Here is a 25,476-nt window from a genome sequence, read left to right as displayed (position 1 = left end):
TGAAAAAGCTGTTTATTTGAATGAAAAAGTTTTGTTCGAGTAATCGAATGAACTATCATAGAAATGGGATATAGAGAGGTGAAAATCATGCAAGAAGCAATTCAACCAAAATATTATCAAGCTAAGGTTACCTGTAACTGTGGAAATGAATTTGTAACTGGTTCAACAAAGGAAGAAATCCATGTTGAAGTATGCTCCAAATGCCATTCTTTCTACACTGGACAACAAAAGGCTGCTGCAGCACGTGGCGCTATTGATAAGTTCAATCGTAAGTATGGTATTAGCAACAATTAGGTTTATTGACAATAAAGAGACAAAATCAGGTTGAGGTGTATAATCTCAACCTATTTTTAAATTGTAAAAAAATGTCAATCGTGAAAAGGGGATCTGAGTATGAAATCATCTGGAATAGGTGGACAGGCCGTACTTGAAGGCGTAATGATGAAGAATAAAAATCAATACGCTGTTGCTGTGCGTAAGCCTGACGGAGATATTGCAGTAGATACGAAGGAATTTAAAGGCGCAAGCGAAAAGTACCCATTTTTAAAACTACCAATTGTAAGAGGAGTAGTTGCTTTTATCGAATCTTTAATGATAGGAATTAAAACCTTAACTTTCTCAGCAAGTTTTTATGAAGAGGAAGAAGAGATAAAGAAAGAAACAGAATCCAAAAAATCAGGGGAAGGATTTTCAAATTTTTTAATCGTATTTACATCAGTATTACTTGCCGTAGGTGTATTTATAGTTTTGCCATATTATGCATCTCAATTTTTAGGTAAGAAAATAGATTCTCAAACGATTTTATCATTATTTGAAGGTCTCATTCGTATTGCATTATTTGTTGGTTATGTGATTGCAATTTCACAAATGAAAGATATAAAACGAGTTTTTATGTACCATGGTGCGGAACATAAAACTATAAATTGTATTGAACAAGGTTATGAATTAACCGTTAAAAATGTAAAACGTCAGCCAGTACAGCACAAGCGTTGTGGTACTAGTTTTATGTTAATTGTTATGTTTATTAGTATTATTTTCTTTATGTTTATACGTGTAGAAGCTCCTTGGCTTCGTTTACTTTTACGTTTGATTTTGGTTCCTGTAATTGCCGGTGTATCTTATGAATTTTTAAAGCTAGCAGGTCGTAGCGATTCTAAAATTGTGGATATACTTAGTAAACCAGGTTTATGGATGCAAAAACTGACAACAAAAGAACCAGATGATAAAATGATAGAAGTTGCAATACAGTCTGTAGAAGCTGTGTTTGACTGGAGAGCTTATTTAGAAGAAAATGCTCCTAAGAAGTCGGTTAGAAACAAGAAAAATAAGAAAAATAATAAGAATAAGACAGAAGAGAAAAGTGCGGTAACGAAAAAAGCCTCCACAAAGGAAACGTTAACCAAGGAAACAAACAAGACAACTGATTCTAATCAGCAAACATTAAACAAGAATGATTTGGAAGATGAATTAGAAAGTCTTGATATGATATTAGATGACACAGAAATCGATTCTAGTGTTTTAGCAAAACAAAAACAAGATAGTTTAAAAGAAAAAGTTCGAATTGCAGAAGAAAGTGTTAGAAATTCATCATTGGAAGTTTCTTCTTCCCTAGAGCCAACGGAGGAAGAAGATGATTTGATTTTAAGAGCTCTTGATAAGTATTTTGTTTTTTCGAACGAAGATGCATCAAATTAGGGAGTAGATGATGATATCTTATAACAATGCATTAAAAGAAGCTATCACTTATTTGGAACAAGAAGATATCATGGATGCAAAGATAGATGCATGGTATTTATTAGAGTATATTACCGGATTTTCACGTGTGGATTTCTTACTACGCGGAAATGAAGATATGTCAGATCAGGAGTATCAAAAGCTTAGGGAACTGACTGCGAAACGTGCAGCCCACGTTCCCTTACAGCATCTTATAGGGACAACTGAGTTTATGGGTCTTTCTTTTTGTGTGAATGAACATGTTTTAATTCCAAGGCAGGAGACCGAACTTTTAGTCGAGGAAGTACTTAAAGTTTGCAACGGAAGAACAGTACTAGACATGTGCACAGGATCTGGATGTATCATCATAAGTCTTGCTACATTAGGAAATGTAAAAGAGGCTTATGCTGTAGATTTATCGAATGAGGCATTAGCGGTTGCAAGCAAGAATGCAACACTTCACAATGCGAATATTACCTTTATCCAAAGTGATATGTTTAAAGACATAAAAAATAATAATAATATCAATACTAAATTTGATATTATTGTATCAAATCCACCATATATTAAGACAGAAGATATAAAAGATTTAATGCAAGAGGTGAAAGAATACGAACCTTATATGGCATTAGATGGTGATGAGGATGGTTTGAAGTTTTATCGTATTATTGCAAATGAAGCTGGGAACTATTTAAATGAGGGTGGATATTTATTTTTAGAAATTGGATACAATCAAGGAGAAGATGTAAAACAATTATTAAGTGAACGTAACTTCACTAATATAAAATTACTAAAAGACTATGCTGGACTTGATCGTATTATTATTGCAAGATTAAATGCTAATGGTATCTAATACCAACGGGTTATGGAGGAATAGAGATGTTTGATAAGTTAGAAGATTTACTGATTCGTTATCAAGAAATTCAAAACGAATTAAGTGAGCCAACTGTCATTAATGACCAAGTAAGATTTCGTAAATTAATGAAAGAACAAAATGATTTAAGTGAAATTGTAGATAAGTATATTGAATATAAAGATACTAAGAAGAATATTGAAGATAGCTTACTTATGCTTGAGGAAGAAAGTGATGCTGAGTTAAGAGAACTTGCTAAAGAAGAGCTTTCTACTAGCAAAGCTAATCTTGAAGTAATCGAAAAAGAATTAACAATTTTACTATTACCAAAAGATCCAAATGATGAAAAGAACGTTATTGTGGAAATCAGAGCTGGTGCAGGTGGTGATGAAGCTGCTCTTTTTGCTGCTGAATTATTCCGTATGTATACAAAATATGCAGAAACAATGCGTTGGAAAATCGATACAATGAACGTGAATGAAAACGGAATTGGTGGCTGTAAAGAAGTTATTTTTATGATTAATGGTCAGGGTGCATACTCAAAACTTAAATATGAAAGTGGAGTTCATCGTGTTCAACGTATTCCAGTAACTGAATCTGGTGGTAGAATACATACTTCTACTGTAACCGTAGCGATTATGCCAGAAGCAGAAGAAGTAGATGTTTATATTGATATGAACGACTGTAAATTCGATGTTTTCCGTTCTTCAGGTAATGGTGGTCAGTGCGTTAATACGACAGACTCCGCAGTTCGTTTAACTCATATTCCTACTGGAATCGTTATTTCATGTCAAGATGAAAAATCCCAGCTTAAGAATAGAGATAAAGCATTAAAAGTTCTTCGTTCTAGATTATATGAATTAGAACTTCAAAAAGCACATGATGCAGAAGCGGCAGCAAGAAAGAGCCAGGTAGGTACAGGAGATCGTTCAGAAAAAATCCGCACTTATAACTTCCCTCAAGGTCGTTGTACAGATCATAGAATTAAATTAACTAGCCACCGTCTAGATGATATTATGAATGGTGACCTTACTGAAATAATTGATAGTTTAACAGCAGCAGATCAAGCTGCTAAGTTAGCGAATATGAACGAAAGTGCATAATCTTTCGTATGCATTTGGGTTCTTGGGTAAATAATTACCAGGAACCCTATTGCTATTTCTAGCAATCAATTTTTATTTAAAATCATATTAAGGAGGTTCGTTAACATATGGCTAAAAAAGAATTTGTAGTATTTGGTTTAGGAAGATTTGGATTAAGCGTAGCCGAAACACTTTCCGATAGTGGGTGTCAAGTGCTAGCAGTGGATAATGATGAGGATAAAGTAAATGCAGTAGCTGATAAGGTAACTTATGCTGTTAAAATGGACGTAACAGATGCAGATTCCTTAGCTACACTAGGTATTCGTAATTTTGATGGTGCGATTATTGCAATCGGTGAAAATTTAGAAGCAAGCGCTTTAGTAACAATTCTTGCAAAGGAAATGGGAATTCCTTATGTATTAGCCAAGGCACAAAATGATATCCATGCAAAAGTTCTTAAAAAAGTTGGTGCTGATATGGTGGTATTTCCAGAGAAAGAAACGGGAATACGTATTGCAAATAATTTGATTATGGGCAACTTTTTTGATGCCGTTGAGCTTTCGACCACTCATAGTATGATGGAATTAGATATCCCAGAAGAATGGATTGGGCATAGTTTGCGAGAGTTGAATTTGCGAGCTAAGAAAAAAATAAATGTAATAGCAATAAAAAGACATGATAAAATAGATATAAATCCAGAGGCAGAAGATCCACTAGAAAAAGATGATGTACTTGTGATTATTGGCCAAAACGAAATGCTTAATAAATTAACGAGTCAGTAAAGGAAAGGTACCAAAGACATGATTAGTAGTCTATCAAATGCTCAAATAAAAAATATTATACAGTTACAAAAAAAAGGTCGTGAGAGAAAAGAACAAGGTGTATTTGTTTGTGAAGGAATTAAAATGTTCGAAGAGGCAAGGGCTTTTAAAGATGGAAGAATCATAAAAGCGTATCTTTCAGAAAGTTACTTCGAAGAACAAAATCAAATAGGAAATCATTTTGAGGATGTACCCTATGAAGTTGTATCGGATCAAGTATTTCGTGAAATCTCTGAGACTATGACACCACAAGGAATACTCGCCATTGTGAAGCAACCAGAATACACTCTTCTAGATATGATAAAAGATGAGGAAGCTAGATTACTATTACTAGAAGATATCAGAGATCCAGGTAACTTAGGAACTATGGTAAGAACTGCAGAAGGAGCTGGCTTTAGTGGGATTATTCTTAGTAAGGGTTCTGTTGATATGTTTAATCCTAAAGTAATCAGGTCTACGATGGGGGCTATTTACCGTGTACCATTTATATATTCAGAGAATTTTTTGGATACATTAGCTGATTTAAAAAAGAAGCAGGTAAGTATATATGCGGCACATTTAGAGGGAGCATGTGATTATGATGCTATTTCTTACGAAAAAAAGACAGCAATCTTAATTGGAAATGAAGCCAATGGGTTAAGCGATGAGAGTGCCGCAATAGCTAGTCGCTGTATTAAAATTCCGATGGAAGGTAATGTTGAATCGCTAAATGCAGGTGTTGCTGCAGCCATCCTTATGTACGAAGTGTATCGTCAGAAAAGAATAGTATAAATTTTTTAGAGATAGAGTCTACCATGAAGTATGAAAATCCTTGATTACAAAGCGTATGTTGCGATTTTTGTCAATCTAAGACGTTCGTTTTTTCTTTTCAAAATTGGGACAATCATTTATAATGAATGTAAATTATTGGAAAAGGAGCGACTAGGATGATACAGAAATTGTTTGATACATATGTGTTTTTGTATGTCATGGGGGGATTATGTGCAATAGGTATTCTAATTAAACTATGTTTATTTCTGGGATATCGTTCTTTCATCAAAGCTTCGGATTCCGTTAGCGCTAGTAAAAAACGCTGGATGAAGCAGATGAAGATGAAGTTTGAAACATGCTATCAGTTAAAGATAGGTGTGAATAATGTGGATGTTTTTGTGGATAAGTATGTTAGTAAACGCAAATTTTGTGGATTATTGTTATCCACGTGGGAAAATATTAGTGGACAAATGATAACGCTGTGTCTGCTAACCGCTTCCTGCGCAGGCATTTTAGGCATCGTTTATGACTGTGGAAAAGATATCGTTTTATTCACTTTTTTTATGGGAGCAGTTGCAAGTATTCTTGTTATTATTGTGGATAACCTTGTGAATATATCTGCTCATAAAAATATTTTGTTTTTAAACTTAAAAGATTATTTTGAAAATTATTTAAAAGTACGGTTAGAGAGAGAGCATTTTTATCCAGAAGAATTAAACCAATACAGAAGAGAATATTTTAATCCAGTGTCTGAAAGTAAATTAGAAATGGCTAGTACAAAAGAAGCTAATATTATAAAGCCAGAGCTTCGCGCACCTAATATTAAAGTAATAAATTCATCTTCTATGGTGTCAGAAAAAGAGCCAATACAAAATGATGGTAAAATCAATGAAACTTTGAATAATAAGGTTTCAAAACGTCAGGAGAAAAAGACAGCGAAACTTGTTAAAAAAGAGGCAAAAAAAGCTGAAAAGTTTGCTAGAAAAGAAGCCAGGGAATCAGCAAAACTTATTAGAAAATCTGAAAAAATGATAAGCAGACGTTCAAAAAAAGATGATAGCTTAGCTAAAAAAGTAGCTAAAAAAGAATCGGTTTTACAGATGAAACTTTCTAAAAGAGAAGCAATCGAAAAAGAAAAGCAAGAACGCATTAATGAAAAAGCACGTTTAAAACAAGCTCGTATCGATGAAAAGAAAGCGAAAGAAGATAAGCTTTCACAAGAAAAAGAAGAGAAGATACGTTCAAAGCAGGAAAAAGAGTTATCTCAGCAAAAAGCTTATCAACTTAAAATGCGTTTAAAAGAAGAAAAAGAGTTAGAAAGAAAAGAAATGGAGCAAAGAAAAGCAGAGGAAGCCCTTAAAAAACAAGAGGAAGAAAAACTTGCGAAAAGCAATGAATCCTTACAGGAAACTAAGGTTACTGAAACTGTTAATATGAATGCTGATGACTTGAAGGATTTGGATAAAACTGCTAAAAATCCAAATGAACGTAAGTCGGAAGAGGACAAGCTTATTGAAGAAGTTCTTAGAGAATTTTTGGCATAGAATTCATTAATAGTTCTAAGAAAATTACTATAATTGAAGAGAAAGACTTTTACTAAATGTGATTGAGATACATAGTAAAAGTCTTTTTTTAGCACTTAAATAAGCAGATATAGATTATTTTACGAAACGCAACGAAAATATTGAAATATCTTACAGGCTTTGATAGAATGAAACAGAGTTACAATAAAATAAGTGTTCGGTCTACATATTAATAAAGTAAAAAAATGTGCTTAAAAAGGAGTGTTTTCTCATGGCAAAAGTATCGTTTGATTATTCAGTTGCAAAACAGTTTATTCGAGATGAAGAAATAAACAATATTGAAAAGATAGCAGAGGCTGCTAAATCAGAATTATTGTCCAAAGAAGGTGCAGGGAACGATTATTTAGGGTGGATAGACTTACCTGTTAATTATGACAAAGAAGAATTCACAAGAATTAAAAAAGCGGCAGAAAAAATTAAGGAAGATTCGGAAGTATTACTTGTAATTGGTATAGGAGGTTCTTATCTTGGTGCTAGAGCTGCAATTGAGTTTTTAAGACATAGTTTTTACAATTCAGTTTCTAAAGAAATAAGAAAGACACCTGAAATCTATTATGTTGGAAATAATATCAGCAGTACTTATATCACTCATTTAATCGAAGCAATTGGTGAACGTGATTTTTCTATTAATATCATAAGTAAATCAGGGACAACAACAGAACCAGCAATTGCTTTTCGTGTATTTAAAAAGTTATTAATCAATAAATATGGTAAAGAAGAAGCTGCTAAGAGAATTTATGCAACAACAGATAAGGCCAGAGGAGCTCTTAAAAAATTAGCAACAGAAGAAGGGTATGAAAGTTTTATCGTACCAGATGATGTTGGAGGCCGTTTTTCTGTTCTTACAGCAGTAGGATTACTACCAATCGCTGTAAGCGGCGCTGACATTGATCAATTAATGGAAGGTGCAAAAAGCATGAGAGAGCGTTGCTTAAATAATAGCTTCGCAAACAATGATGCTGTTTTATATGCAGCGGTACGTAATATTTTATTAAGAAAAGGAAAAAGTATTGAAATTCTAGCAAATTATGAACCTTCTCTACATTATGTTGGTGAATGGTGGAAGCAATTATATGGAGAGAGTGAAGGAAAAGATCAAAGAGGAATTTTTCCAGCAGCAGTTGATTTAACCACAGACTTACATTCTATGGGACAGTTTATTCAGGATGGTCAAAGAACTATGTTTGAGACTGTTTTAAATTTAGAAAAGTCAAGTTGCGAAATCGTCTTAGAGGAAGAAGAAGTTGATCTAGATGGCTTGAATTATCTTGCTGGAAGAACTGTAGATTTTATTAATAAAAATGCGATGAAGGGTACCTTACTTGCACATACCGATGGTAATGTACCAAATCTTATTGTTAATATTCCTGAGCAAAATGAATTTAGCCTAGGTGAATTATTCTATTTCTTTGAATTTGCATGTGGTGTAAGTGGTTATATGCTTGGTGTGAATCCATTTGATCAGCCGGGTGTTGAAAGCTATAAGAAAAACATGTTTGCTCTTCTTGGTAAGCCTGGTTTCGAAGAACTTAGTAAAGAATTGTTAAAACGTTTATAATTTGAAATATATTGTCTAACAAATAGACTGTTTTAAAAGTGTCAAAGCATAGACCAAAGTATATGGTTGTGTGTTGGCACTTTTTTTATATCATAAGAAATTGCTCTACATTTCCTATGATATAAAAGCCCTGCGGGAAAATGATGTATAGCTGCTCGCGCGGAACCAAAGGTGTGGTATATCAGTATTTGCTCGCGAGTACATTTTACGATTGTAATAATAAAAAATGATGTTTAAAGATAGTTAAATTAAATTTTATTCAATATTAAATGAAAATAATTATCAAAAACATTATTGACAAAATATGAGAAATATTATATGATGTAGGAAGTTAATGATAATCAATATCAAATAGGAGGTAAGAGCTATGCCACTATCTTTAGTAGACCTAGGAGAAGTGAAAACAATACTCGATTTTCGTGGTAAAGAGGATGTGAAACGTCATCTCACTGATATCGGTTTTGTTAAAGGAGAACAGGTGAAAGTACTAGCAGAAAATGAGAGTGGTCTTATTTTATTGGTAAAAGGTACAAGAGTTGCAATCAATAAGGGGCTTGCCTCAAAAATTGTTGTAGAATAGGAGACGCCAAGATGACATTATTCGATCTAAAGCCAGGAGAAGAAGGAAAAGTTGCTACGATTGGTTGTAAGGGAGCTTTAAAAAGAAGAATCATGGATATGGGGGTTACACCAGGAACTGCAATTAAAGTAGTTAAGATCGCTCCACTCGGTGATCCGATTGAAGTGAATATTCGTGGTTACGAATTAAGCCTAAGAAAAGAGGAAGCAAAACAGATAAATCTTGTTTAACAAATCAATCTGGTATAGCAAATCAGTCTTGTTTTGCAGATAAGCTTTGTTAACAATAAATATTTGTTAACAAATCAATCTGGTTTAATGAATAACCTTCATTAAGAAATAATTTGTCTTGATAAATTAAATTTTTAACAAATAGAGTTGCTTAAGCTTAAATTTAAAATAGATAACCATGCTTAAACAAATACAATTGGATAAGGAAAAAACAATTGTTTACTAAACAATTGCTTTCATGGGTATGTGAACAGCATAGCCATATATTTTATTAAAAAGTTAGCCAAAACTAACTACGGGAGGAAATCATGGGTATTAAAATTGCTCTAGCAGGTAATCCAAACTGCGGAAAAACAACACTTTTTAATAGTATCACTGGTTCAAAACAACATGTTGGAAACTGGCCAGGTGTTACAGTTGACAAGAAGGAGGGAATTTATAAACGCGATAAAGAAGTAAGCGTTATTGACCTTCCAGGAACTTATTCATTATCGCCATATTCTCAAGAAGAGATTATTGCAAGAGATTACATTGTGAAAGAAAGTCCAGACGTTGTAATAAACATTGTTGATGGAACGAGTATTGAAAGAAACTTGTATTTAACATTGCAGATCATGGAAACAAGAATTCCCATGGTTATTGCAATGAATATGATGGATGAAGTTGAGGCGAAAGGTGATGTTATTGACTGCAACAAAATAAGCAAAGAGCTAGGAATTCCAGTGGTTCCGATTGTAGCAAGAAGCGGCAAAGGAATTCATGAACTTATGGATGCAGCCATACGTGTGGGGAAACAAAACTATGAACTTAAGCAGTTAGACATTTATGATGATAATATTATACAGGCAAAAGATCAAATAAAGTTACTACTTGATAAAGATACAGAAGCCGTAGCAGAATGGAAAGCTCTTAAACTTGTTGAGGGAGATGAAATTGTTACAAACAGTCTTCCAGAAGATGTGAAAGCTAAAGTAAGCAAAATTGTGGAAAAAGCTGATAATGCAGCGGATGGAGATGTGGAAGCCAAAATTGCTGATTTACGATATCGATTCATCGGAGAACTTGTAAAGAAAACAGTGAAAAAGAAGAGCAAGGGACATACACTTACAAAGTCAGATAAAATTGATAAGGTATTAACGAATCGTATTTTAGCATTGCCTATTTTTGCTGGTATCATGTATTTGATGTTCTCAATTACCTTTAGTGAAACGATCTTTGGTGTATTACCAGGTATCGGTGTTTGGTTACAAACAATAGTTGTGGACTTTTGGGATGGCCCACTAACTGATTTCATTATGGGAGCAATTGAAAGCGCAGGTGCTTCTCCTTGGGCACTATCCTTAGTTGGTGATGGAATACTTGCTGGTTTAGGTGGAGTTATCTCTTTCTTACCTCAAATTTTAATTCTATTCTTACTAATGTCTTTCTTAGAAGACAGCGGATATATGGCAAGAGTTGCCTTTGTAATGGATCGTTTGTTCCGTAAGTTTGGTTTATCAGGAAAATCATTTATTCCATTATTAATGGGATTTGGCTGTTCTGTTCCTGCATTGATGGCAAGTAGAACATTAGAGAATGATAAAGACCGTAGATTAACAATGATGATGACACCATTTATGTCTTGCGGTGCAAAATTACCAATTTATTTAATGTTTGCAGCTACCTTATTCCCAAGTAGCAATCAAACCTTATTAGTTTATTCTGTATATTTCCTTGGTATGGCAGTAGCGATTATCTCTGGAATTATATTAAGTAAGACTATGTTTAAAGGTGAAGTAAGTAACTTCATCATGGAACTACCTCAATATCGTATTCCAACCCTTAAGAGTGTTTTAATTCATGGCTTTGAAAAGGTTAAGGGCTTTGCAATTAAGGCAGGTACAATTATCTTAGCATCTACTGTTTTAATTTGGTTCTTATCAAGATTTACATTCGGTTTACGTTATTTAAGTGAAGATGAAATGAATTTAAGTATTATTGCTAAGATTGGTCAAGCACTTAAGTTTATTTTTATTCCTTTAGGATTTGGTAATGACTGGAGACCAGTTGTTGGTACACTAACAGGATTTATTGCAAAAGAAAACATCGTTTCAACATTTGGCGTATTATTTAATGCAGCGGATGGTATTGCGGATGCAGCAGCTGAAGGTAGCGCAGCAATTCCAGGTTTAGAAATGGTATTCACACAAGTAACAGCATATGCGTATATGGCATTTAACTTATTATGTATGCCTTGTTTTGCAGCAGTTGGTGCATTACGTAAAGAGATGGGAAGCACAAAGTGGACATTAAGGGCAATTGGATTCCAAATGCTAGTTGCTTATATTGTTGCTTTATTAATTAATGTAGTAGGAAATTTGATATTCTAACTGTAGGATATTAAATCTGAAACTAAGTAGTTATTTCTTGGTAAAGGGAATGCTTTCCCTTTACCATAGTTAGAAGGTGAAGTATGAGAGCAAATGATATTTTATTAAACCAACCTTTTACAAGTCATCATAAAAAAAGAGAGCTAGTAATCGAAGAACTTCGTAATAGTGGTTGCCGTATTACCCAGCAACGAAAAATAATTCTTGATATTATTTTAAATAATGAATGTTCTTGTTGTAAGGAAATATATTACCAAGCAGTTCATAAAGACGATTCTATCGGTATTGCGACTGTGTATCGAATGATTAAAAAACTTGAAGAAATAGGAGCGATCGATCGTAAAAATCAATATCAAGTTACTAGTGAGAAGTTTGATGAAACACTTAATGAACGAATGATTTTGCACAAAGATGAAGTTTCCATTGCCATTAAAGATGAACAATGGTTAGAAGAGATTCGTGCGAAGTTAAAGGAACATGGATATATTAATAATGAACCAGTATCTGTAGTTTTTCATGTAGGAAATAAGCAGTAAGTTCTAGGTTATTAAAAACCGGAAGGGAGTTTTTATGATAGACATCGTAATTGCAGTTTTATGTATTGGATTTGTAGGATTTGTTGCAGGTAGAGGTATTTGGCGCATGAAAAAAGGTGAAAGTGGAAGTTGCGGATGTGGGTGTAAAGGATGTTCATCACAATGTCACAGCGTTGAGGAAAAAAAATAGCTGGACGATTCCTGTGGAATCATATATGATGGACTTAAGCTATATAAAGGAGTGAAGAAACATGTATGAGTCTGGGGAAAATTATTTAGAAACAATTTTATTATTAAGTAAGAAAAATGGAGCGGTACGCTCTATTGATATAGCAAGAGAATTAGAATTTAGTAAGCCAAGCGTTAGTCGTGCCATGGGATTATTAAAAGAATCGGGCCATATAAATATAGCGGCTAACAGTGAAATCACATTAACAGAATTAGGATTAGAAGTAGCTAATCAAATCTATGAAAGACATAGAAGTATTACAGAGTTCCTTATGAAAACAACAAAGGTAACACCAGAGATTGCAGAAAAAGATGCTTGTAGAATAGAGCATATTATGAGTGAAGAAGTATTTCTTGGAATAAAACAATATCTTGAGGAACATAAAGAATAAATCATGCATAAATTGGAATATAATATAGAGTATTTATTCGTTTAAATAAATTCGTATAAATTATATATTCAAATAAATAAAATATGAAAACTTATGGAATAAAACAAATATGTAATTGGTAAAACCATGATTATATTTGTTTTTTTTCTAAAAAAGAGTTAGCATAGACTAACCAAGGGAGGCTATTATGAGTATCGTAATCATTGGCGGTAATGAAAGAATGGAATGTCAATATAAAGAAATATGTAAACAGCACAAATGTAAAGTAAAAATATTTACAAAAATGAAAAGTGATTTAAAGAATCAAATAGGTAAACCTGACTTAATTATTTTATTTACTTCAACCGTTGCCCATAAAATGGTGCATTGTGCATTGAATGAAGCAAACAAACACCAGATAGTTGTTGAAAGATCTCATAGTAGTAGTGCAAACGCGTTAAAAAGTATTTTAAAGGACTATACAGTTGCATAACTATCAATCAATTGCATAACCATCAATAAGTTGCATAACCATCCATCTGTTGCATAACATGGTATTAATAGAATCAGCTTGTAATTTTTTGCTAAATCAAGTATGATGTGGGAAAGGAGATGAAAGGAGGACAGATCGTATGACTTCCATAGCATGGCTTGTAATACTTGCAGTATTAATTGTTATTGAAATTGCTACGCTAGGATTAACTACGATATGGTTTGCCGCAGGAGCCCTGGTAGCATTTTTGCTTTCTTTAGTACAGGGAAGTGTATTCTTAGAGGTAATTATATTTTTAGGGATATCATTATTAATGCTAATATTTACAAGACCAGTAGCAGTAAAGTTCTTTAACACAAAACGAATTAAGACAAATTATGAGAGTGTGATTGGACGTGTTGCTAAGGTTACTGAGACAATAAATAATTTTAATTCAACAGGGGGAGTCATTGTAGCTGGTGTTGAATGGACTGCTAGGGCAGCAAATGATAATAACATCATTAAACCTGGAACTAAAGTTATTATTAAAGAAGTTTCTGGAGTTAAATTAATTGTTGAACCACTTGGAGAACAAGTAGCCATATAGTTAGTTATGTGATGAAAAGATAGGGAGGAAGAAGGATGGGATCAGGATTTCTTATAACGGTTTTAGTACTATTATTATTGGTTTTAATCGCTTCATGTATTAAGATTGTTCCACAAGCAAATGCATTTGTTATTGAACGACTTGGTGGGTATCAGGCTACATGGGGAGTGGGAATACACTTTAAAGTACCTATTATTGATAAGGTGGCTAGAAAGGTTGTTTTAAAGGAACAAGTAGTTGATTTTGCACCTCAACCTGTAATTACAAAAGATAACGTAACAATGAAAATTGATACTGTTGTATTTTATCAGATTACAGATCCAAAGTTATATGCTTATGGAGTAGAAAGACCGATTATGGCCATTGAAAATCTAACAGCTACTACATTAAGAAATATCATTGGTGATTTAGAGCTTGATGAAACACTTACTTCTAGAGAGATTATTAATACTAAAATGAGGGTTTCCCTTGATGTTGCAACGGACCCTTGGGGTATAAAAGTAAATCGTGTTGAATTAAAAAATATTATACCTCCATCTGCAATTCAAGATGCGATGGAAAAACAAATGAAAGCAGAACGTGAAAGACGAGAGGCAATCCTTAGAGCAGAAGGAGAGAAAAAGGCTACGATTTTAGTTGCAGAAGGTAACAAAGAGTCGATTATTTTAGAAGCAGAAGCTGCAAAAGAAGCTGCTATACTAAGAGCAGAAGCTGCGAAAGAAGCAATGATTCGTGAAGCAGAAGGCCAAGCATCAGCAATCATTGCTGTTCAAAGAGCAAATGCAGATGGAATTGTTATGTTAAATGAATCGGCACCAGGTAACGCAGTTCTTCAATTAAAGAGTTTAGAAGCATTTGCAAAAGCTGCGGATGGTAAAGCTACTAAGATTATTATTCCATCAGAAATCCAAGGACTTGCAGGATTAGTAAAAGGTATTACTGAAGTTGCAAAAGAAAATTAAATATACATAATAAAAAGGGCTGTTGCTAAAAATTGTTTATATAGAGTCACTATATGTTTTTATAAGTTTAAGAACATATTATTGTGTCAATATATCATACAAATAATCATAGCGACAGCCCTTTATTCTTGCAATTTGATTACAAATAAAGTAAAATATAATATATTTTAAACAACTCATCATCTTAATGTAACGAAAGAAGAAAGTGAGGGATAAGATAATATGTCCAAATTTGATTTTAGCAAGGAGTATGGTGTTGTATTAGAAGGTGGAGGAGCCAAAGGTGCTTATCAAATAGGCGTTTGGCGCGCTATGCAAGAATGTGGTGTCAAAATAAAAGGTATCTCAGGTGTTTCAGTTGGGGCATTAAATGGAGCACTCATGTGTATGGGAGATCTAAAGAAGGCAGAGTCAATTTGGGAAAATATATCATACTCACAGGTTATGGAAGTGGATGACGAGCAGATGAATCATTTGATAAATCTAAATCTAAAGCAATTAGATTTAAAGCTATTATCAAAAACCGTAGCAAAATTTTTAACGGATGGAGGATTTCATATTGATCCGTTAAAAAAATTAATTGATGAATGTGTGGATGAAGAAAAGATTATAAATTCCCCAATAGAATTTTTATTGGGTACGTTTTCAATGAGTGGTTTTAAGGAGCTAGAAATCCCAGCAAATGCAGATAATAGCGAATATTTAAAAGATTATCTATTGGCAAGTGCATACTTTCCGGCATTTAAAAACGAAAAACTTCATGGGAAAAAGTACGTAGATGGTGGAATTGTAAATAATGTACCCGTGGACCGTTTAATTAAGCATGGTTATAAAGATATCATTGTAGTTCGAATCTATGGAATTGGTATTGAAAAACGTATAAAGATTCCAGAAGATGTAGTAGTGATTCAGATTGCACCAAGGGTGGATCTTGGTAATCTTCTTGATTTTGATAGTAAGAAGAGTAAACGTAATATGAAAATCGGATATTACGATGGATTACGTTGTTTCCGTTCATTAAAAGGGTATATTTATTATATCGATAGCAACTTAAGTGAGGAAGAATGCGTCAATCGTTTGATGCATAGTGATGAATTTGCGCAAGTGGCATTTTTAGAATATTATGATTTAGAATATAGTGATCCGTCTACTTATTTAAGAAATATACTTGAGAAAGTACTTCCATTAATTGCAGAGGAACTAAAACTTTCTAAGAATTGGGGATATGAAGAACTTTACCTAGCCATGTTAGAAATTTGTGCGAAAGCGGTTCGGGTCCCAAAATATAATGTTTATACTGTAGAAGAATTGATTTGTAAAATACGCGAAAGATATAAAATACTTAAGAAAAAAGACCCTAATTTTATGTTACCGTTATTTATAGATTTGGTTATGAACTTAATTATCACACCAAATGAATAAAAATTAATGGCAGAATCTTATAAGTTTAAGAAGCGTGAATCATCTTCTTAAATATAAGTATTCTGCCATTTTGTATTTTATGGATAATATTTATATTGACAAAAATAATGATAGGGGTATAATGTATAAATAAACATAAACGTGAATAATATTACAATAAAATTAATATAAGGGGGATGCAACATGAATTTAAAAGGACGTTCATTTCTAACACTAAAGGATTTTACAGCAGACGAAATTATGTATTTCATCGACTTGGCAGCAGAGTTAAAGGCTAAGAAAAAACAAGGCATTACAGGTAAGAGTTTACAAGGTAAAAATATTGCTTTGATTTTTGAAAAACCATCAACACGTACTCGCTGCGCATTTACCGTTGGATGTATTGATGAAGGAGCTCATCCAGAGTACTTAGGGAAAAATGATATCCAATTAGGGCACAAGGAGAGTATTGAGGATACCGCTAGAGTTCTTGGAAGAATGTTTGATGGTATAGAGTACCGTGGCTTTGCACAAGAAACGGTAGAAAAGTTAGCAAAATATAGTGGTGTTCCAGTATGGAATGGTTTAACAGATAGTGATCATCCAACGCAGATATTAGCAGACTTTTTAACAATGAAAGAACAATTTGGTGAGTTAAAGGGGCTTAAATTAGCATTTGTCGGTGATGGTAGAAATAATATGGCAAATAGCTTGATGATAGGCGCTACTAAGGTTGGAATTCATTTTACAATACTAGCTCCAAAGAGTTTATGGCCAGAAGAAGAGTTAGTAGAAACTTGCAAAGAATATGCAAAAGAGTCTGGAAGTGTTATTGAAATTTCAGAAAATATAGATGCAATTAAGGATGCAGACGTTGTTTACACGGATGTTTGGTGCTCAATGGGAGAAGAAGATCAGGCAGCTACTCGAATCGAACTTCTTCGTCCATATCAGGTGAATGACAATCTTATGAAAAAGACCGGAAAAGATTCTACAATTTTATTGCATTGTTTACCTGCAGTAAAGGGAAATGAAGTGACAGAAGAAACATTTGAAAAGTATGCAGATGTTATTTTTGATGAGGCTGAAAATCGTATGCATACGATAAAAGCAGTTATGGTTGCAACCTTAGGTAATTAGTTAAATGTACACCCTAATTCATTTTTATTTCATTAGATATCTCTAATCAAACTTTAATTTGATATTCTACGTTGTAGAGGTTATTATAAAATTAGTAATTGAATGTAGAATAGAAATTGAATTAAAAGGAGTGAGATATAATGAAACGAAATTCTAATGGATTTATTTGGGGAATTATATTAATTGTTTTAGGATTGTTCATCGCTAGTCGAGCTTTTGGATTAATAACATTTTCAATATTCTTTGATGGTTGGTGGACTTTATTTATTATTATTCCATGTTTTATTGGTTTATTTAGTAATGAACATGGAAAGATGTCTTATTTAGTTGGTTTATGCATAGGTGTTTTATTATTGATGTCAGCACAGCATATAATTACGTGGAGAATGTTTGGACCATTGATTTTTGCTGTTATCTTGGTACTTGCAGGAATTAGTATCTTATTTAAGAAGGATCCTTCAGAATACCAAAATCATTATACTGAGCATCAGAATGGTCATAATTTTAATCAATCTGGTGAATATAAGGAATATAAGAGTAATCATGATGCAAATGGTGATTCAACAAATGCTTCCTTTGAGTATACTTACTCCAATGATGAGAATAATACTACAAGCGAGAACAATACGCAAAATAGAAATTATAATACGGGAAATAATAATAAATCCTATCAAAATTACCATACTGGAGCAGGATATTGTGCGTGTACAGCAGTTTTTTCTGGAAAAGATATCAGATTTGATAATAAAGAGTTTCGTGGTGCGGCATTATCTACAATCTTTGGTGGAATTGAATTAGATTTAAGAAATGCAATTATCAACGAAAATGTTGTGATTGATGCGAAGGCAATTTTAGGTGGAATTGATATATTTGTACCAAATTATGTTCGTGTTTCTATCGATTGTACACCAATTTTAGGTGGAGTTGATGATAAAACAAGAACACCACTTGGTGCAAATGAGAGTACACCAACAATTTTTATTAATGCAACTTGTGTTTTAGGCGGTATCGATGTAAAATAGAATAGCACCTATTTTAGTGCAAAAGTCAGGGGCGGTTTAAAAAACAGCCCCTTTTTACTTTTAGGAAAATTCATACTATGAAATAAAAGCTAGAATGCTTTGTTATGTTATTAAATTACGATTTCAATTAAATTTAGGAGGAATACGATGTACCAGGAAAATGTCGTCCTTTGTGGATGCAATTCATACGAACAAAAATATTATTTAAATGAGAATTTTGATGGATTGCCACAAACAATAAAAGATGAGCTAAAAATAATGTGTGTGTTATATACAGAGGATGTTGGAGGGATAGTAACTCTTGAATTTGAGGAAGATGGACATTTGATTTTTAAAGTTTCCAGTGAAGAAGGAGACTATTTATTTGATGAAATCGGAAGTGTTTTAAAAATGAAGCAATTACAGGAAGAGAAAAAAGAATTATTTGAAACCCTAGAAGTTTATTATAAAGTATTCTTTTTGCATGAAGAAATTGCGGATTTACTTTCTGATGAGTAGTTAGTTAAAATCATCCAGAATGAGAGAGGTGACAATATGTTATTAGTAATAGATATAGGGAATACAAACATAACATTAGGCTTATTTGAAGGTGAGACATTGACTGCTAATTTTCGTATTACAACTACAATCAGTCATACTTCCGATGAATATGGATTATTAATATGTGATTTGTTAAATTCCAAAAATATAAACAAAAACCAAATCGATGATGTTATTATAGCATCCGTAGTTCCAGGGATTATGTATTCATTTACGAATGGAATTAAGAAGTATTTAGATAAGAAACCAATTATCGTAGGGATAGGAACTAAGACAGGAATTAAAATTGTTACTGCAAATCCAAAAGAAATCGGTGCTGACCGTATTGTTGATGCAGTTGCAGGATATGAATTGTATGGTGGACCTATTTTAGTGATTGATTTTGGAACTGCAACTACCTATGATTTAATTTTAGAAGATGCATCTTTTGCAGCTGGAATTACATCTCCAGGAATTCGAATTAGTGCAAATGCGCTCTGGAGAGACACCGCGAAGTTGCCTGAAGTTGAAATAGAAATGCCTGATTCCATCTTAGCAAAAGATACGATAACTAGTATGCAAGCGGGACTTGTATTTGGTTGTATCGGACAAACAGAGTACATTATCAAACGAGTGAAAGAAGAAGCGAAACTTTCCCAGATGAAGGTAATTGCAACTGGTGGGCTTGGTAAGATCATTGCGGATGCAACACCACTCATTGATGTTTATGATCCTGATTTAACGATGAAAGGATTGCGATTAATATACTTAAAGTGTAAAGGTAAATAAAAGTGTTAGAAAAAGCATTTTTATCTACGTAGGTTTCATCAATTCATAGTAAAGTGAGATTCATTTTATGAGTTGAATTGATTCATGGAGGTTAATATGAGTTTTACCATTGGTAATATAACAATGGAGGGGAATTTGGTACTTGGACCTATGGCTGGAGTCACAGACTTGCCATTTCGTCTTCTTTGTAAAGAATGCGGAGCAGATTTAATTTATACAGAGATGGTAAGTGCAAAAGGCATCATGTATAATAATAAAAACACAGAAGCTCTACTTATGGTAGAGGAAGTTGAGCGCCCAGTCTCTTTACAGTTATTTGGTGAAGATCCTTATATCATGAGCGAAATGGCTAAAAGAATCGAGGATAGAAATTTTGATATCCTTGATATTAATATGGGCTGTCCTGTTCCTAAGGTTGTAAATAATGGTGAGGGTTCTGCGTTAATGAAGAATCCTAAGAGAATTGGTGAAATTGTTTCTGCTGTATCAAAAGCGATTCAAAAACCTGTAACAGTTAAGATTCGTAAGGGATTTAACGATAGCACTATAAATGCAGTTGAAGTTGCTAAAATCGCGGAAGAAAGTGGTGCAGCAGCAGTTGCAGTACATGGTAGAACGAGAGAGCAGTATTATAGCGGACAAGCAGATTGGGAGATTGTTCGTAAAGTAAAGGAAGCATTAACAATTCCCGTAATCGGGAATGGAGATGTCTTTACACCACAAGATGCAAAACGTTTGATAGAGGAAACGAAATGTGACGCTATTATGATGGCAAGAGGTGTTCGAGGAAATCCTTGGTTGTTTATGCAAGTAAAAGAGTATTTAAAGAGTGGAACACTAATGGAAAAACCAAGTGTTGATGAGGTTATTTCAATGATTCTGCGACATGCTGATTTACAGATTCAATTTAAGGGTGAATTTACGGCAATGAGGGAGATGCGAAAGCATGTTGCATGGTATACAACTGGTTATCCAAAGTCTGCAAAATTACGCAATAGGGTAAATGAGATTGAAGATAGACAGGGCTTAGAGGAGCTTATGCAAGAGTATAGGGAGTATTTAAAATAATTAAAGGTTAAAAATGCGCGTTTAGGTGTTTTAGCGCCTAACTTTTTCTGAAAAGGAAAGGAGGAGCACATCGATTGACTAATAGATACAAACAAAATGGAGAAACACAAGTATGCGCAAGATGTAGACGCATGTTTACTTACTCAGGATTTGGGCATCGTTACTGTGAAATTTGTAAAGAATATGATGCTGCGGACTTTGAAAAAGTAAGAACTTATATTTATGAGAATGGGACAGCGACTATGCTAGAATTAACTGAGGCTACTGGGGTTGAAATCCATTACATTGAACAGTATTTGCGGGAAGGCCGACTAGAAATACCAGAGTCATCGAATATTTTTATTCATTGTGAGATGTGCCATGCAGAAATCCGTTCCGGAAGGTATTGCAAAGATTGTGCAGTGCAACTCTCTAAGAATTTTAGTGGAGTATTTGATGAATATGAAGTTGGAGAAAAAGCAAAACGAAGTGACGGCAAAGGTAAAATGTACTTCTTAGGAAAAAATAAAAAGTAACAAAGGAAAAATGGCGAAGGCATATGTCTTCGTCATTTTTAACAAATTATCGAATTAAAGTAAAAAAGAGTTGATTTTTTTGTAAAAAAGGCATAGTATACTTAACAGAAAGACAAATGTACGCAATACAAGTACAAAAAATAATGAGTGTTATGATGCTAAAATATGTATACATAAGAAAAAGATATGAGTAAGATGATACTAGGTAAAAAGTGAGAAGAAACATATTCAAACTTATACGCAGATATCAATCGATCAAAATTATTGAAAGGTATGGGTAAAGATATGAGTAAATTAAAAGTTGGTATTTTAGGTGCAACTGGTATGGTTGGTCAACGATTTATCGCATTATTAGAAAATCATCCATGGTTTGAAGTAACTGCATTAGCGGCAAGTCCTAGAAGTGCAGGAAAAACTTATGAAGAAGCAGTAAGTGATCATTGGAAGATGACTACTCCAATGCCAGAAGCAGTAAAACATATCGTAGTTAAAAATGTGAATGAAGTTGAGGCAGTTTCTAGCGAAGTAGATTTTGTATTTAGTGCAGTTGATATGACTAAAGATGAAATTAAAGCACTCGAAGAGGCATATGCAAAAGCAGAAACTCCAGTTGTATCTAACAATAGTGCTCATCGTTGGACAAAAGATGTACCAATGGTTATCCCAGAGATTAACCCAGAACATTTTGAAGTAATTAAGAGCCAAAAAGATCGCCTAGGCACAAAAAGAGGATTTATTGCTGTAAAACCTAACTGCTCTATCCAAAGTTATACACCAGCATTACATGCATTAAAAGAATATGGACCAAAGGTAGTAGTAGTAACCACATATCAAGCAATCTCAGGTGCAGGTAAAACTTTTAAAGATTGGCCTGAAATGATAGATAATGTAATACCTTTTATCGGTGGAGAAGAAGAAAAGAGTGAACAAGAACCACTTCGTATTTGGGGTAAAGTTGAGAATGGTGAAATTGTAAAAGCAAATGCACCTCTTATTACAACACAGTGTATTCGTGTACCAGTTTCAGACGGACATACAGCAGCTGTATTTGTTAGCTTTGATAAGAAACCAACAAAAGAACAAATTATTAAAGCATGGGATGAATACAAAGGTTTACCTCAAGACTTAGAATTACCTAGTGCACCAAAGAAGTTCTTAAATTATCATGAAGAAGAGAATCGTCCTCAAACAAACTTAGATCGTGATTATGAAAATGGAATGGGTATTTCACTTGGTAGACTAAGAGAAGATACTGTTTATGACTATAAATTCGTTGGCTTATCTCATAACACAAAGCGTGGCGCAGCTGGCGGAGCTGTTCTTACCGCAGAATTATTAAAAGCACTTGGCTATATAACAGCAAAATAAGCTTTATAATAAGCTATATAAAATAATTTGCATATAACTGTGTCATAATCAGAAATTAAGTTGCAAAAATGTAGAGATTAAACTGCTAAGTAAATTGTAAAATAAGTTTTAAAATAAACAATAAATAATACCTGAGAAATAAAAAACAAGAGGCCTTCGCATTACGAATTGATATGATCCTCCTTAAGTAGACAAGGTAAATAACCAAAATCTACTTAAGGAGGATTTTTCATGTCCAGAAAAGCTAAATACTCCCCTGAAACTAAAGCGAGTGCTTGTGAAGATTATTTATCTGGAAATTTATCAATGCGAGAAATTTGTGCAAAATATGATATTCCTTTTAACGAAAAGAAAAGGAATTGTTCTGTTCATAAATGGTTACATTTTTATAACTATTCAGGTATTGAGGTGTTTCAAAATCCAATAGGGAATAAAGCTTATACAAAAGAGTTTAAAACTGAAATGGTCGAACGATATCTGCGTGGAGAAGGATCTTTAGAAGAACTTGCAGCTAAATATAATATTTTGTCTGATTCGACACTAAAACAGTGGATTATGAAGTATAATGCCAATAGAGAACTTAAGGATTACGATCCGAAACGGGAGGTCTATATGGCAGAGGCAAGGCGAAAAACAACTATTCAGGAACGCAAAGAAATCGTTACATACTGCATTGAACACAATCGTGATTATAAGGACACAGCAGCACTTTACGATGTTTCTTACAGTCAGGTGTATTCCTGGGTGAAAAAATATGATGCCACAGGTGAAGAAGGTCTTACTGACAAACGTGGTCGACATAAGACAGATGATGAAGTTGATGAATTAGAACGATTACGAAGAGAGAATCTTCGGCTAAAGCGTCAGCTTGAAGAAAAAGATATGGTGGTAGAACTGTTAAAAAAAGTGAAAGAATTCGAAGGGATGTGAGACTCGGAAAGCAACGCCATGAATCAAAGTATCTTGTTATTGAATACTTCCATACGAACAAGGGTTGGAGTGTCAACTGGATGTGTGCACAGCTTGGAATCGCCAGAGCTGCGTTCTACAAATGGAAACATAGAATTGTACCAGAACAAGAAAAAACTAATATCGAAATCGCAGAATTAATCAAAGAGTATGATGAAAGATTTTCTCATATCTTAGGGTACCGAAGAATGACGGATTGGATCAATCATTTCAATCATACTCATTATTCAAGGAAACAAATTCATCGTATTATGAAAAAACTTGGAATCCATTCTGTTATTCGTAAAAAGAAGAAAAAATACAATTCTTCCAAGCCAGAAGAAACAGCAGAAAATAAGTTAGCAAGAGACTTTTATGCAACAGAGCCTAATCAAAAGTGGGCTACTGATGTAACGGAGTTTAAGATTCCTGAAACCAATAAGAAACTATATCTTAGTGCGATCATAGATCTCTATGATCGTTATCCTGTTGCATTTGTTATAAGCGGCAGAAACAACAATCAACTGGTATTCAAAACCTTTGATAAAGCAATTGATGCTAATTCAACTGCAAAGCCTATTTTTCATAGCGACCGAGGCTTTCAGTATACAAATAAGGTGTTCCAGAGAAAACTTCAAGATAGCGAAATGATTCAATCAATGTCCAGAGTTGGCCATTGTATTGATAATGGACCAACGGAAGGTTTTTGGGGAATCATTAAATCAGAAATGTATCAAATGTACGAGATAACAGATGAGTTATCATTACGTCATGCAATCAAAGATTATATCCGATTCTATCGAGATGAGCGACCTCAAAGCAGATATGATTGTAAAACACCTGCTGAGGTAAGGGCTGAAGCGTTAGCTTCCGCAACTCCAACAACATATCCGATTGCAAAGAATAAAAGAATTGAGAAATATAAATCAAAGTGGTGCGCATAAAAAATCAGCCATACGAAAATCGTATGACTGATTTATGAGCATTACTTTAGATATTTGGCCTGTCTACTTGACAGGGAGCATATCAAATGCCTCTTGTTTTTTATGGATTTATATTGAATAAATAACGAATAAATTCGACGGCGTTCTCATTATGTGAACTGGATAAAACAATTCCTAGTACAGGTGGATCTTCTTTAGAATAACCTTTAAAGAGTTCAGTGTCATCTAAGTAGATTCCAAATACATAAGATGGTCCAGTGGCCTCTTCCATAGATTCCTCATCCTGACGAAGCTGTGAAAGATAAAATTTATCAGATAATGCACTGTATAAATCAGTAGGTAATTGATCAGATAATGACCAAAGTGAACCACTAAATGCATACTCTTTAAATTTGGATTCTGGTACTATAAGAACATCTAATTCTCCCGCAAAGGCTAAAATAGAAAGTTTTTCGGTACTTGTGTAATCAAAATCACTAAGAATATAAGTTGGGTCAAAGAGTATGTCTTGTTTGTCGGTGTTAATTCCAAGGTATTCACCAAAGCCTTGTTCCAGTTGTTCTATTTGCTCCTCTGAAAATTGATAATTAGCACAGGCAACATGTAAAACTGTTTCTGGTTTTGGAGATAAAACGGTGTATAAGAAATAAGCTACGAATGCAATTAAAATGGTCGACATGATAGTCTTTTTTAAATAATAATCCTTGTAATATTGCCATTTTTCTTTGCCATTCATTTCACTAAGCTTTTGTCTTTCTGTTTTTGGGTTTCGACGTTCATATATACTAGCACTGTCGTCTAAGCGTGTTTCTTTCATAGATTGCCCTCATTTCGTTTTAGGATAATTATACCTTCCTCATAAAAATCTATACTCAATTAACATAAAGAACTTTTAAAGTCTGCTAATAGTTTAGCACATATCAACATCTAATAAAAGAAATTATTTCTAAAATTAATGTAAAATAACCTGTTATTTTATATTAAAAAACAAAATAAGCCTTCGTAAAACGAAAGCCTATTTTGCGTATTATGATTATAAGATATGAG

At 33.6% G+C, this 25,476-nt stretch carries 28 protein-coding genes; 27 read left to right on the top strand and 1 reads right to left on the bottom strand.

What is annotated here, in order from left to right; genetic code table 11:
* Positions 1-87 precede the first annotated feature (87 nt).
* The 27 genes from rpmE (at position 88) to BN4220_RS08060 (ending at position 24,429) form a co-directional block, all read left to right on the top strand.
* Entirely contained in the window at positions 88-294 is a 207-nt protein-coding gene (gene rpmE / locus BN4220_RS08185; RefSeq protein WP_066715385.1) for a 50S ribosomal protein L31, read from the top strand.
* A 99-nt stretch (positions 295-393) separates the two neighbouring features.
* Positions 394-1,695 carry a DUF1385 domain-containing protein gene (locus BN4220_RS08180; protein ID WP_082812220.1) on the top strand — a complete coding sequence of 434 codons (1,302 nt, stop codon included), beginning with the start codon at positions 394-396 and terminating at the stop codon, positions 1,693-1,695.
* Between the two features lie 10 nt (positions 1,696-1,705).
* Complete coding sequence (prmC, locus tag BN4220_RS08175; RefSeq protein WP_082812219.1) at positions 1,706-2,566, top strand: peptide chain release factor N(5)-glutamine methyltransferase; 861 nt, start codon at positions 1,706-1,708, stop codon at positions 2,564-2,566.
* 26 nt (positions 2,567-2,592) lie between these two features.
* On the top strand, positions 2,593-3,669 hold the full coding sequence (gene prfA / locus BN4220_RS08170; protein ID WP_066715383.1) for a peptide chain release factor 1: 1,077 nt from the start codon (positions 2,593-2,595) through the stop codon (positions 3,667-3,669).
* 107 nt (positions 3,670-3,776) lie between these two features.
* Positions 3,777-4,430 carry a potassium channel family protein gene (locus BN4220_RS08165; protein WP_066715382.1) on the top strand — a complete coding sequence of 218 codons (654 nt, stop codon included), beginning with the start codon at positions 3,777-3,779 and terminating at the stop codon, positions 4,428-4,430.
* Between the two features lie 18 nt (positions 4,431-4,448).
* Complete coding sequence (locus BN4220_RS08160) at positions 4,449-5,240, top strand: TrmH family RNA methyltransferase (RefSeq protein WP_066715381.1); 792 nt, start codon at positions 4,449-4,451, stop codon at positions 5,238-5,240.
* A gap of 155 nt (positions 5,241-5,395) precedes the next feature.
* Positions 5,396-6,763 carry a hypothetical protein gene (locus BN4220_RS08155; RefSeq protein WP_066715380.1) on the top strand — a complete coding sequence of 456 codons (1,368 nt, stop codon included), beginning with the start codon at positions 5,396-5,398 and terminating at the stop codon, positions 6,761-6,763.
* Positions 6,764-7,013: 250 nt separating this feature from the next.
* Positions 7,014-8,360, top strand: a complete 1,347-nt coding sequence (locus BN4220_RS08150; protein ID WP_066715379.1) for a glucose-6-phosphate isomerase — start codon at positions 7,014-7,016, stop codon at positions 8,358-8,360.
* Between the two features lie 367 nt (positions 8,361-8,727).
* On the top strand, positions 8,728-8,940 hold the full coding sequence (locus BN4220_RS08145) for a FeoA family protein (RefSeq protein ID WP_066715378.1): 213 nt from the start codon (positions 8,728-8,730) through the stop codon (positions 8,938-8,940).
* Positions 8,941-8,951: 11 nt separating this feature from the next.
* Positions 8,952-9,170, top strand: coding sequence for a FeoA family protein (locus tag BN4220_RS08140; RefSeq protein ID WP_066715377.1), 219 nt, complete (start codon positions 8,952-8,954; stop codon positions 9,168-9,170).
* Positions 9,171-9,478: 308 nt separating this feature from the next.
* Positions 9,479-11,539, top strand: coding sequence for a ferrous iron transport protein B (feoB, locus tag BN4220_RS08135; protein WP_066715376.1), 2,061 nt, complete (start codon positions 9,479-9,481; stop codon positions 11,537-11,539).
* An 83-nt stretch (positions 11,540-11,622) separates the two neighbouring features.
* Entirely contained in the window at positions 11,623-12,075 is a 453-nt protein-coding gene (locus tag BN4220_RS08130) for a transcriptional repressor (RefSeq protein WP_066715375.1), read from the top strand.
* A gap of 34 nt (positions 12,076-12,109) precedes the next feature.
* Positions 12,110-12,265 carry a FeoB-associated Cys-rich membrane protein gene (locus BN4220_RS19780; protein WP_082812218.1) on the top strand — a complete coding sequence of 52 codons (156 nt, stop codon included), beginning with the start codon at positions 12,110-12,112 and terminating at the stop codon, positions 12,263-12,265.
* A gap of 61 nt (positions 12,266-12,326) precedes the next feature.
* Complete coding sequence (locus BN4220_RS08125; RefSeq protein ID WP_066715374.1) at positions 12,327-12,695, top strand: metal-dependent transcriptional regulator; 369 nt, start codon at positions 12,327-12,329, stop codon at positions 12,693-12,695.
* A gap of 187 nt (positions 12,696-12,882) precedes the next feature.
* Positions 12,883-13,167 (top strand): DUF2325 domain-containing protein, encoded by a 285-nt coding sequence (locus tag BN4220_RS08120; protein WP_066715373.1) that lies wholly within the window; start codon positions 12,883-12,885, stop codon positions 13,165-13,167.
* Positions 13,168-13,306: 139 nt separating this feature from the next.
* On the top strand, positions 13,307-13,753 hold the full coding sequence (locus BN4220_RS08115) for an NfeD family protein (protein ID WP_066715372.1): 447 nt from the start codon (positions 13,307-13,309) through the stop codon (positions 13,751-13,753).
* Between the two features lie 35 nt (positions 13,754-13,788).
* Complete coding sequence (locus BN4220_RS08110; RefSeq protein ID WP_066715371.1) at positions 13,789-14,715, top strand: SPFH domain-containing protein; 927 nt, start codon at positions 13,789-13,791, stop codon at positions 14,713-14,715.
* A 222-nt stretch (positions 14,716-14,937) separates the two neighbouring features.
* Entirely contained in the window at positions 14,938-16,137 is a 1,200-nt protein-coding gene (locus BN4220_RS08105; RefSeq protein WP_066715370.1) for a patatin-like phospholipase family protein, read from the top strand.
* A gap of 183 nt (positions 16,138-16,320) precedes the next feature.
* Positions 16,321-17,256 carry an ornithine carbamoyltransferase gene (argF, locus tag BN4220_RS08100; protein WP_066715369.1) on the top strand — a complete coding sequence of 312 codons (936 nt, stop codon included), beginning with the start codon at positions 16,321-16,323 and terminating at the stop codon, positions 17,254-17,256.
* Positions 17,257-17,396: 140 nt separating this feature from the next.
* Positions 17,397-18,278, top strand: coding sequence for a LiaF transmembrane domain-containing protein (locus BN4220_RS08095; RefSeq protein ID WP_066715368.1), 882 nt, complete (start codon positions 17,397-17,399; stop codon positions 18,276-18,278).
* Positions 18,279-18,425: 147 nt separating this feature from the next.
* Positions 18,426-18,776: a DUF6145 family protein gene (locus BN4220_RS08090; protein WP_066715367.1), complete on the top strand. Its 351-nt coding sequence runs from the start codon at positions 18,426-18,428 to the stop codon at positions 18,774-18,776.
* Positions 18,777-18,812: 36 nt separating this feature from the next.
* On the top strand, positions 18,813-19,586 hold the full coding sequence (locus BN4220_RS08085; RefSeq protein ID WP_066715366.1) for a type III pantothenate kinase: 774 nt from the start codon (positions 18,813-18,815) through the stop codon (positions 19,584-19,586).
* Between the two features lie 96 nt (positions 19,587-19,682).
* A complete protein-coding gene (gene dusB / locus BN4220_RS08080; RefSeq protein ID WP_066715365.1) occupies positions 19,683-20,654 on the top strand; it encodes a tRNA dihydrouridine synthase DusB in 972 nt (323 codons plus the stop codon).
* A 74-nt stretch (positions 20,655-20,728) separates the two neighbouring features.
* A complete protein-coding gene (locus tag BN4220_RS08075; RefSeq protein ID WP_066715364.1) occupies positions 20,729-21,169 on the top strand; it encodes a hypothetical protein in 441 nt (146 codons plus the stop codon).
* 285 nt (positions 21,170-21,454) lie between these two features.
* Positions 21,455-22,537, top strand: coding sequence for an aspartate-semialdehyde dehydrogenase (asd, locus tag BN4220_RS08070; protein ID WP_066715465.1), 1,083 nt, complete (start codon positions 21,455-21,457; stop codon positions 22,535-22,537).
* A gap of 231 nt (positions 22,538-22,768) precedes the next feature.
* The gene (locus BN4220_RS08065; protein ID WP_066712009.1) at positions 22,769-23,467 is read left to right on the top strand and encodes a helix-turn-helix domain-containing protein; all 699 of its coding nucleotides are present in this window, start codon (positions 22,769-22,771) and stop codon (positions 23,465-23,467) included.
* Entirely contained in the window at positions 23,464-24,429 is a 966-nt protein-coding gene (locus BN4220_RS08060; RefSeq protein WP_066712010.1) for an IS3 family transposase, read from the top strand. Before BN4220_RS08065 ends, BN4220_RS08060 begins: the two co-directional genes overlap by 4 nt.
* A gap of 100 nt (positions 24,430-24,529) precedes the next feature.
* Here BN4220_RS08060 and BN4220_RS08055 read toward each other — a convergent pair whose 3' ends face one another.
* Positions 24,530-25,246 carry a hypothetical protein gene (locus tag BN4220_RS08055; protein WP_066715363.1) on the bottom strand — a complete coding sequence of 239 codons (717 nt, stop codon included), beginning with the start codon at positions 25,244-25,246 and terminating at the stop codon, positions 24,530-24,532.
* Positions 25,247-25,476: the final 230 nt, after the last annotated feature.

Origin of the sequence: Clostridium sp. Marseille-P299 (assembly GCF_900078195.1) — a bacterium.
GTDB lineage: Bacteria > Bacillota > Clostridia > Lachnospirales > Lachnospiraceae > Lachnoclostridium.
The sequence above is the reverse complement of the archived record's forward strand: the minus strand, read 5'-3'. Positions and strand labels throughout refer to the sequence as shown.

Coding starts and splice junctions, on each gene's coding strand:
- prmC (WP_082812219.1), top strand. CDS start 1,706: ATGATATCTTATAACAATGCATTAAAAGAAGCTATCACTTATTTGGAA.
- dusB (WP_066715365.1), top strand. CDS start 19,683: ATGAGTTTTACCATTGGTAATATAACAATGGAGGGGAATTTGGTACTT.
- BN4220_RS08115 (WP_066715372.1), top strand. CDS start 13,307: ATGACTTCCATAGCATGGCTTGTAATACTTGCAGTATTAATTGTTATT.
- BN4220_RS08085 (WP_066715366.1), top strand. CDS start 18,813: ATGTTATTAGTAATAGATATAGGGAATACAAACATAACATTAGGCTTA.
- BN4220_RS08140 (WP_066715377.1), top strand. CDS start 8,952: ATGACATTATTCGATCTAAAGCCAGGAGAAGAAGGAAAAGTTGCTACG.
- BN4220_RS08095 (WP_066715368.1), top strand. CDS start 17,397: ATGAAACGAAATTCTAATGGATTTATTTGGGGAATTATATTAATTGTT.
- rpmE (WP_066715385.1), top strand. CDS start 88: ATGCAAGAAGCAATTCAACCAAAATATTATCAAGCTAAGGTTACCTGT.
- asd (WP_066715465.1), top strand. CDS start 21,455: ATGAGTAAATTAAAAGTTGGTATTTTAGGTGCAACTGGTATGGTTGGT.
- BN4220_RS08105 (WP_066715370.1), top strand. CDS start 14,938: ATGTCCAAATTTGATTTTAGCAAGGAGTATGGTGTTGTATTAGAAGGT.
- BN4220_RS08090 (WP_066715367.1), top strand. CDS start 18,426: ATGTACCAGGAAAATGTCGTCCTTTGTGGATGCAATTCATACGAACAA.
- BN4220_RS08150 (WP_066715379.1), top strand. CDS start 7,014: ATGGCAAAAGTATCGTTTGATTATTCAGTTGCAAAACAGTTTATTCGA.
- argF (WP_066715369.1), top strand. CDS start 16,321: ATGAATTTAAAAGGACGTTCATTTCTAACACTAAAGGATTTTACAGCA.
- BN4220_RS08110 (WP_066715371.1), top strand. CDS start 13,789: ATGGGATCAGGATTTCTTATAACGGTTTTAGTACTATTATTATTGGTT.
- BN4220_RS08125 (WP_066715374.1), top strand. CDS start 12,327: ATGTATGAGTCTGGGGAAAATTATTTAGAAACAATTTTATTATTAAGT.
- BN4220_RS08120 (WP_066715373.1), top strand. CDS start 12,883: ATGAGTATCGTAATCATTGGCGGTAATGAAAGAATGGAATGTCAATAT.
- BN4220_RS08065 (WP_066712009.1), top strand. CDS start 22,769: ATGTCCAGAAAAGCTAAATACTCCCCTGAAACTAAAGCGAGTGCTTGT.
- BN4220_RS08180 (WP_082812220.1), top strand. CDS start 394: ATGAAATCATCTGGAATAGGTGGACAGGCCGTACTTGAAGGCGTAATG.
- BN4220_RS08165 (WP_066715382.1), top strand. CDS start 3,777: ATGGCTAAAAAAGAATTTGTAGTATTTGGTTTAGGAAGATTTGGATTA.
- BN4220_RS08155 (WP_066715380.1), top strand. CDS start 5,396: ATGATACAGAAATTGTTTGATACATATGTGTTTTTGTATGTCATGGGG.
- BN4220_RS08130 (WP_066715375.1), top strand. CDS start 11,623: ATGAGAGCAAATGATATTTTATTAAACCAACCTTTTACAAGTCATCAT.
- feoB (WP_066715376.1), top strand. CDS start 9,479: ATGGGTATTAAAATTGCTCTAGCAGGTAATCCAAACTGCGGAAAAACA.
- BN4220_RS08160 (WP_066715381.1), top strand. CDS start 4,449: ATGATTAGTAGTCTATCAAATGCTCAAATAAAAAATATTATACAGTTA.
- BN4220_RS08055 (WP_066715363.1), bottom strand. CDS start 25,246: ATGAAAGAAACACGCTTAGACGACAGTGCTAGTATATATGAACGTCGA.
- BN4220_RS19780 (WP_082812218.1), top strand. CDS start 12,110: ATGATAGACATCGTAATTGCAGTTTTATGTATTGGATTTGTAGGATTT.
- BN4220_RS08145 (WP_066715378.1), top strand. CDS start 8,728: ATGCCACTATCTTTAGTAGACCTAGGAGAAGTGAAAACAATACTCGAT.
- prfA (WP_066715383.1), top strand. CDS start 2,593: ATGTTTGATAAGTTAGAAGATTTACTGATTCGTTATCAAGAAATTCAA.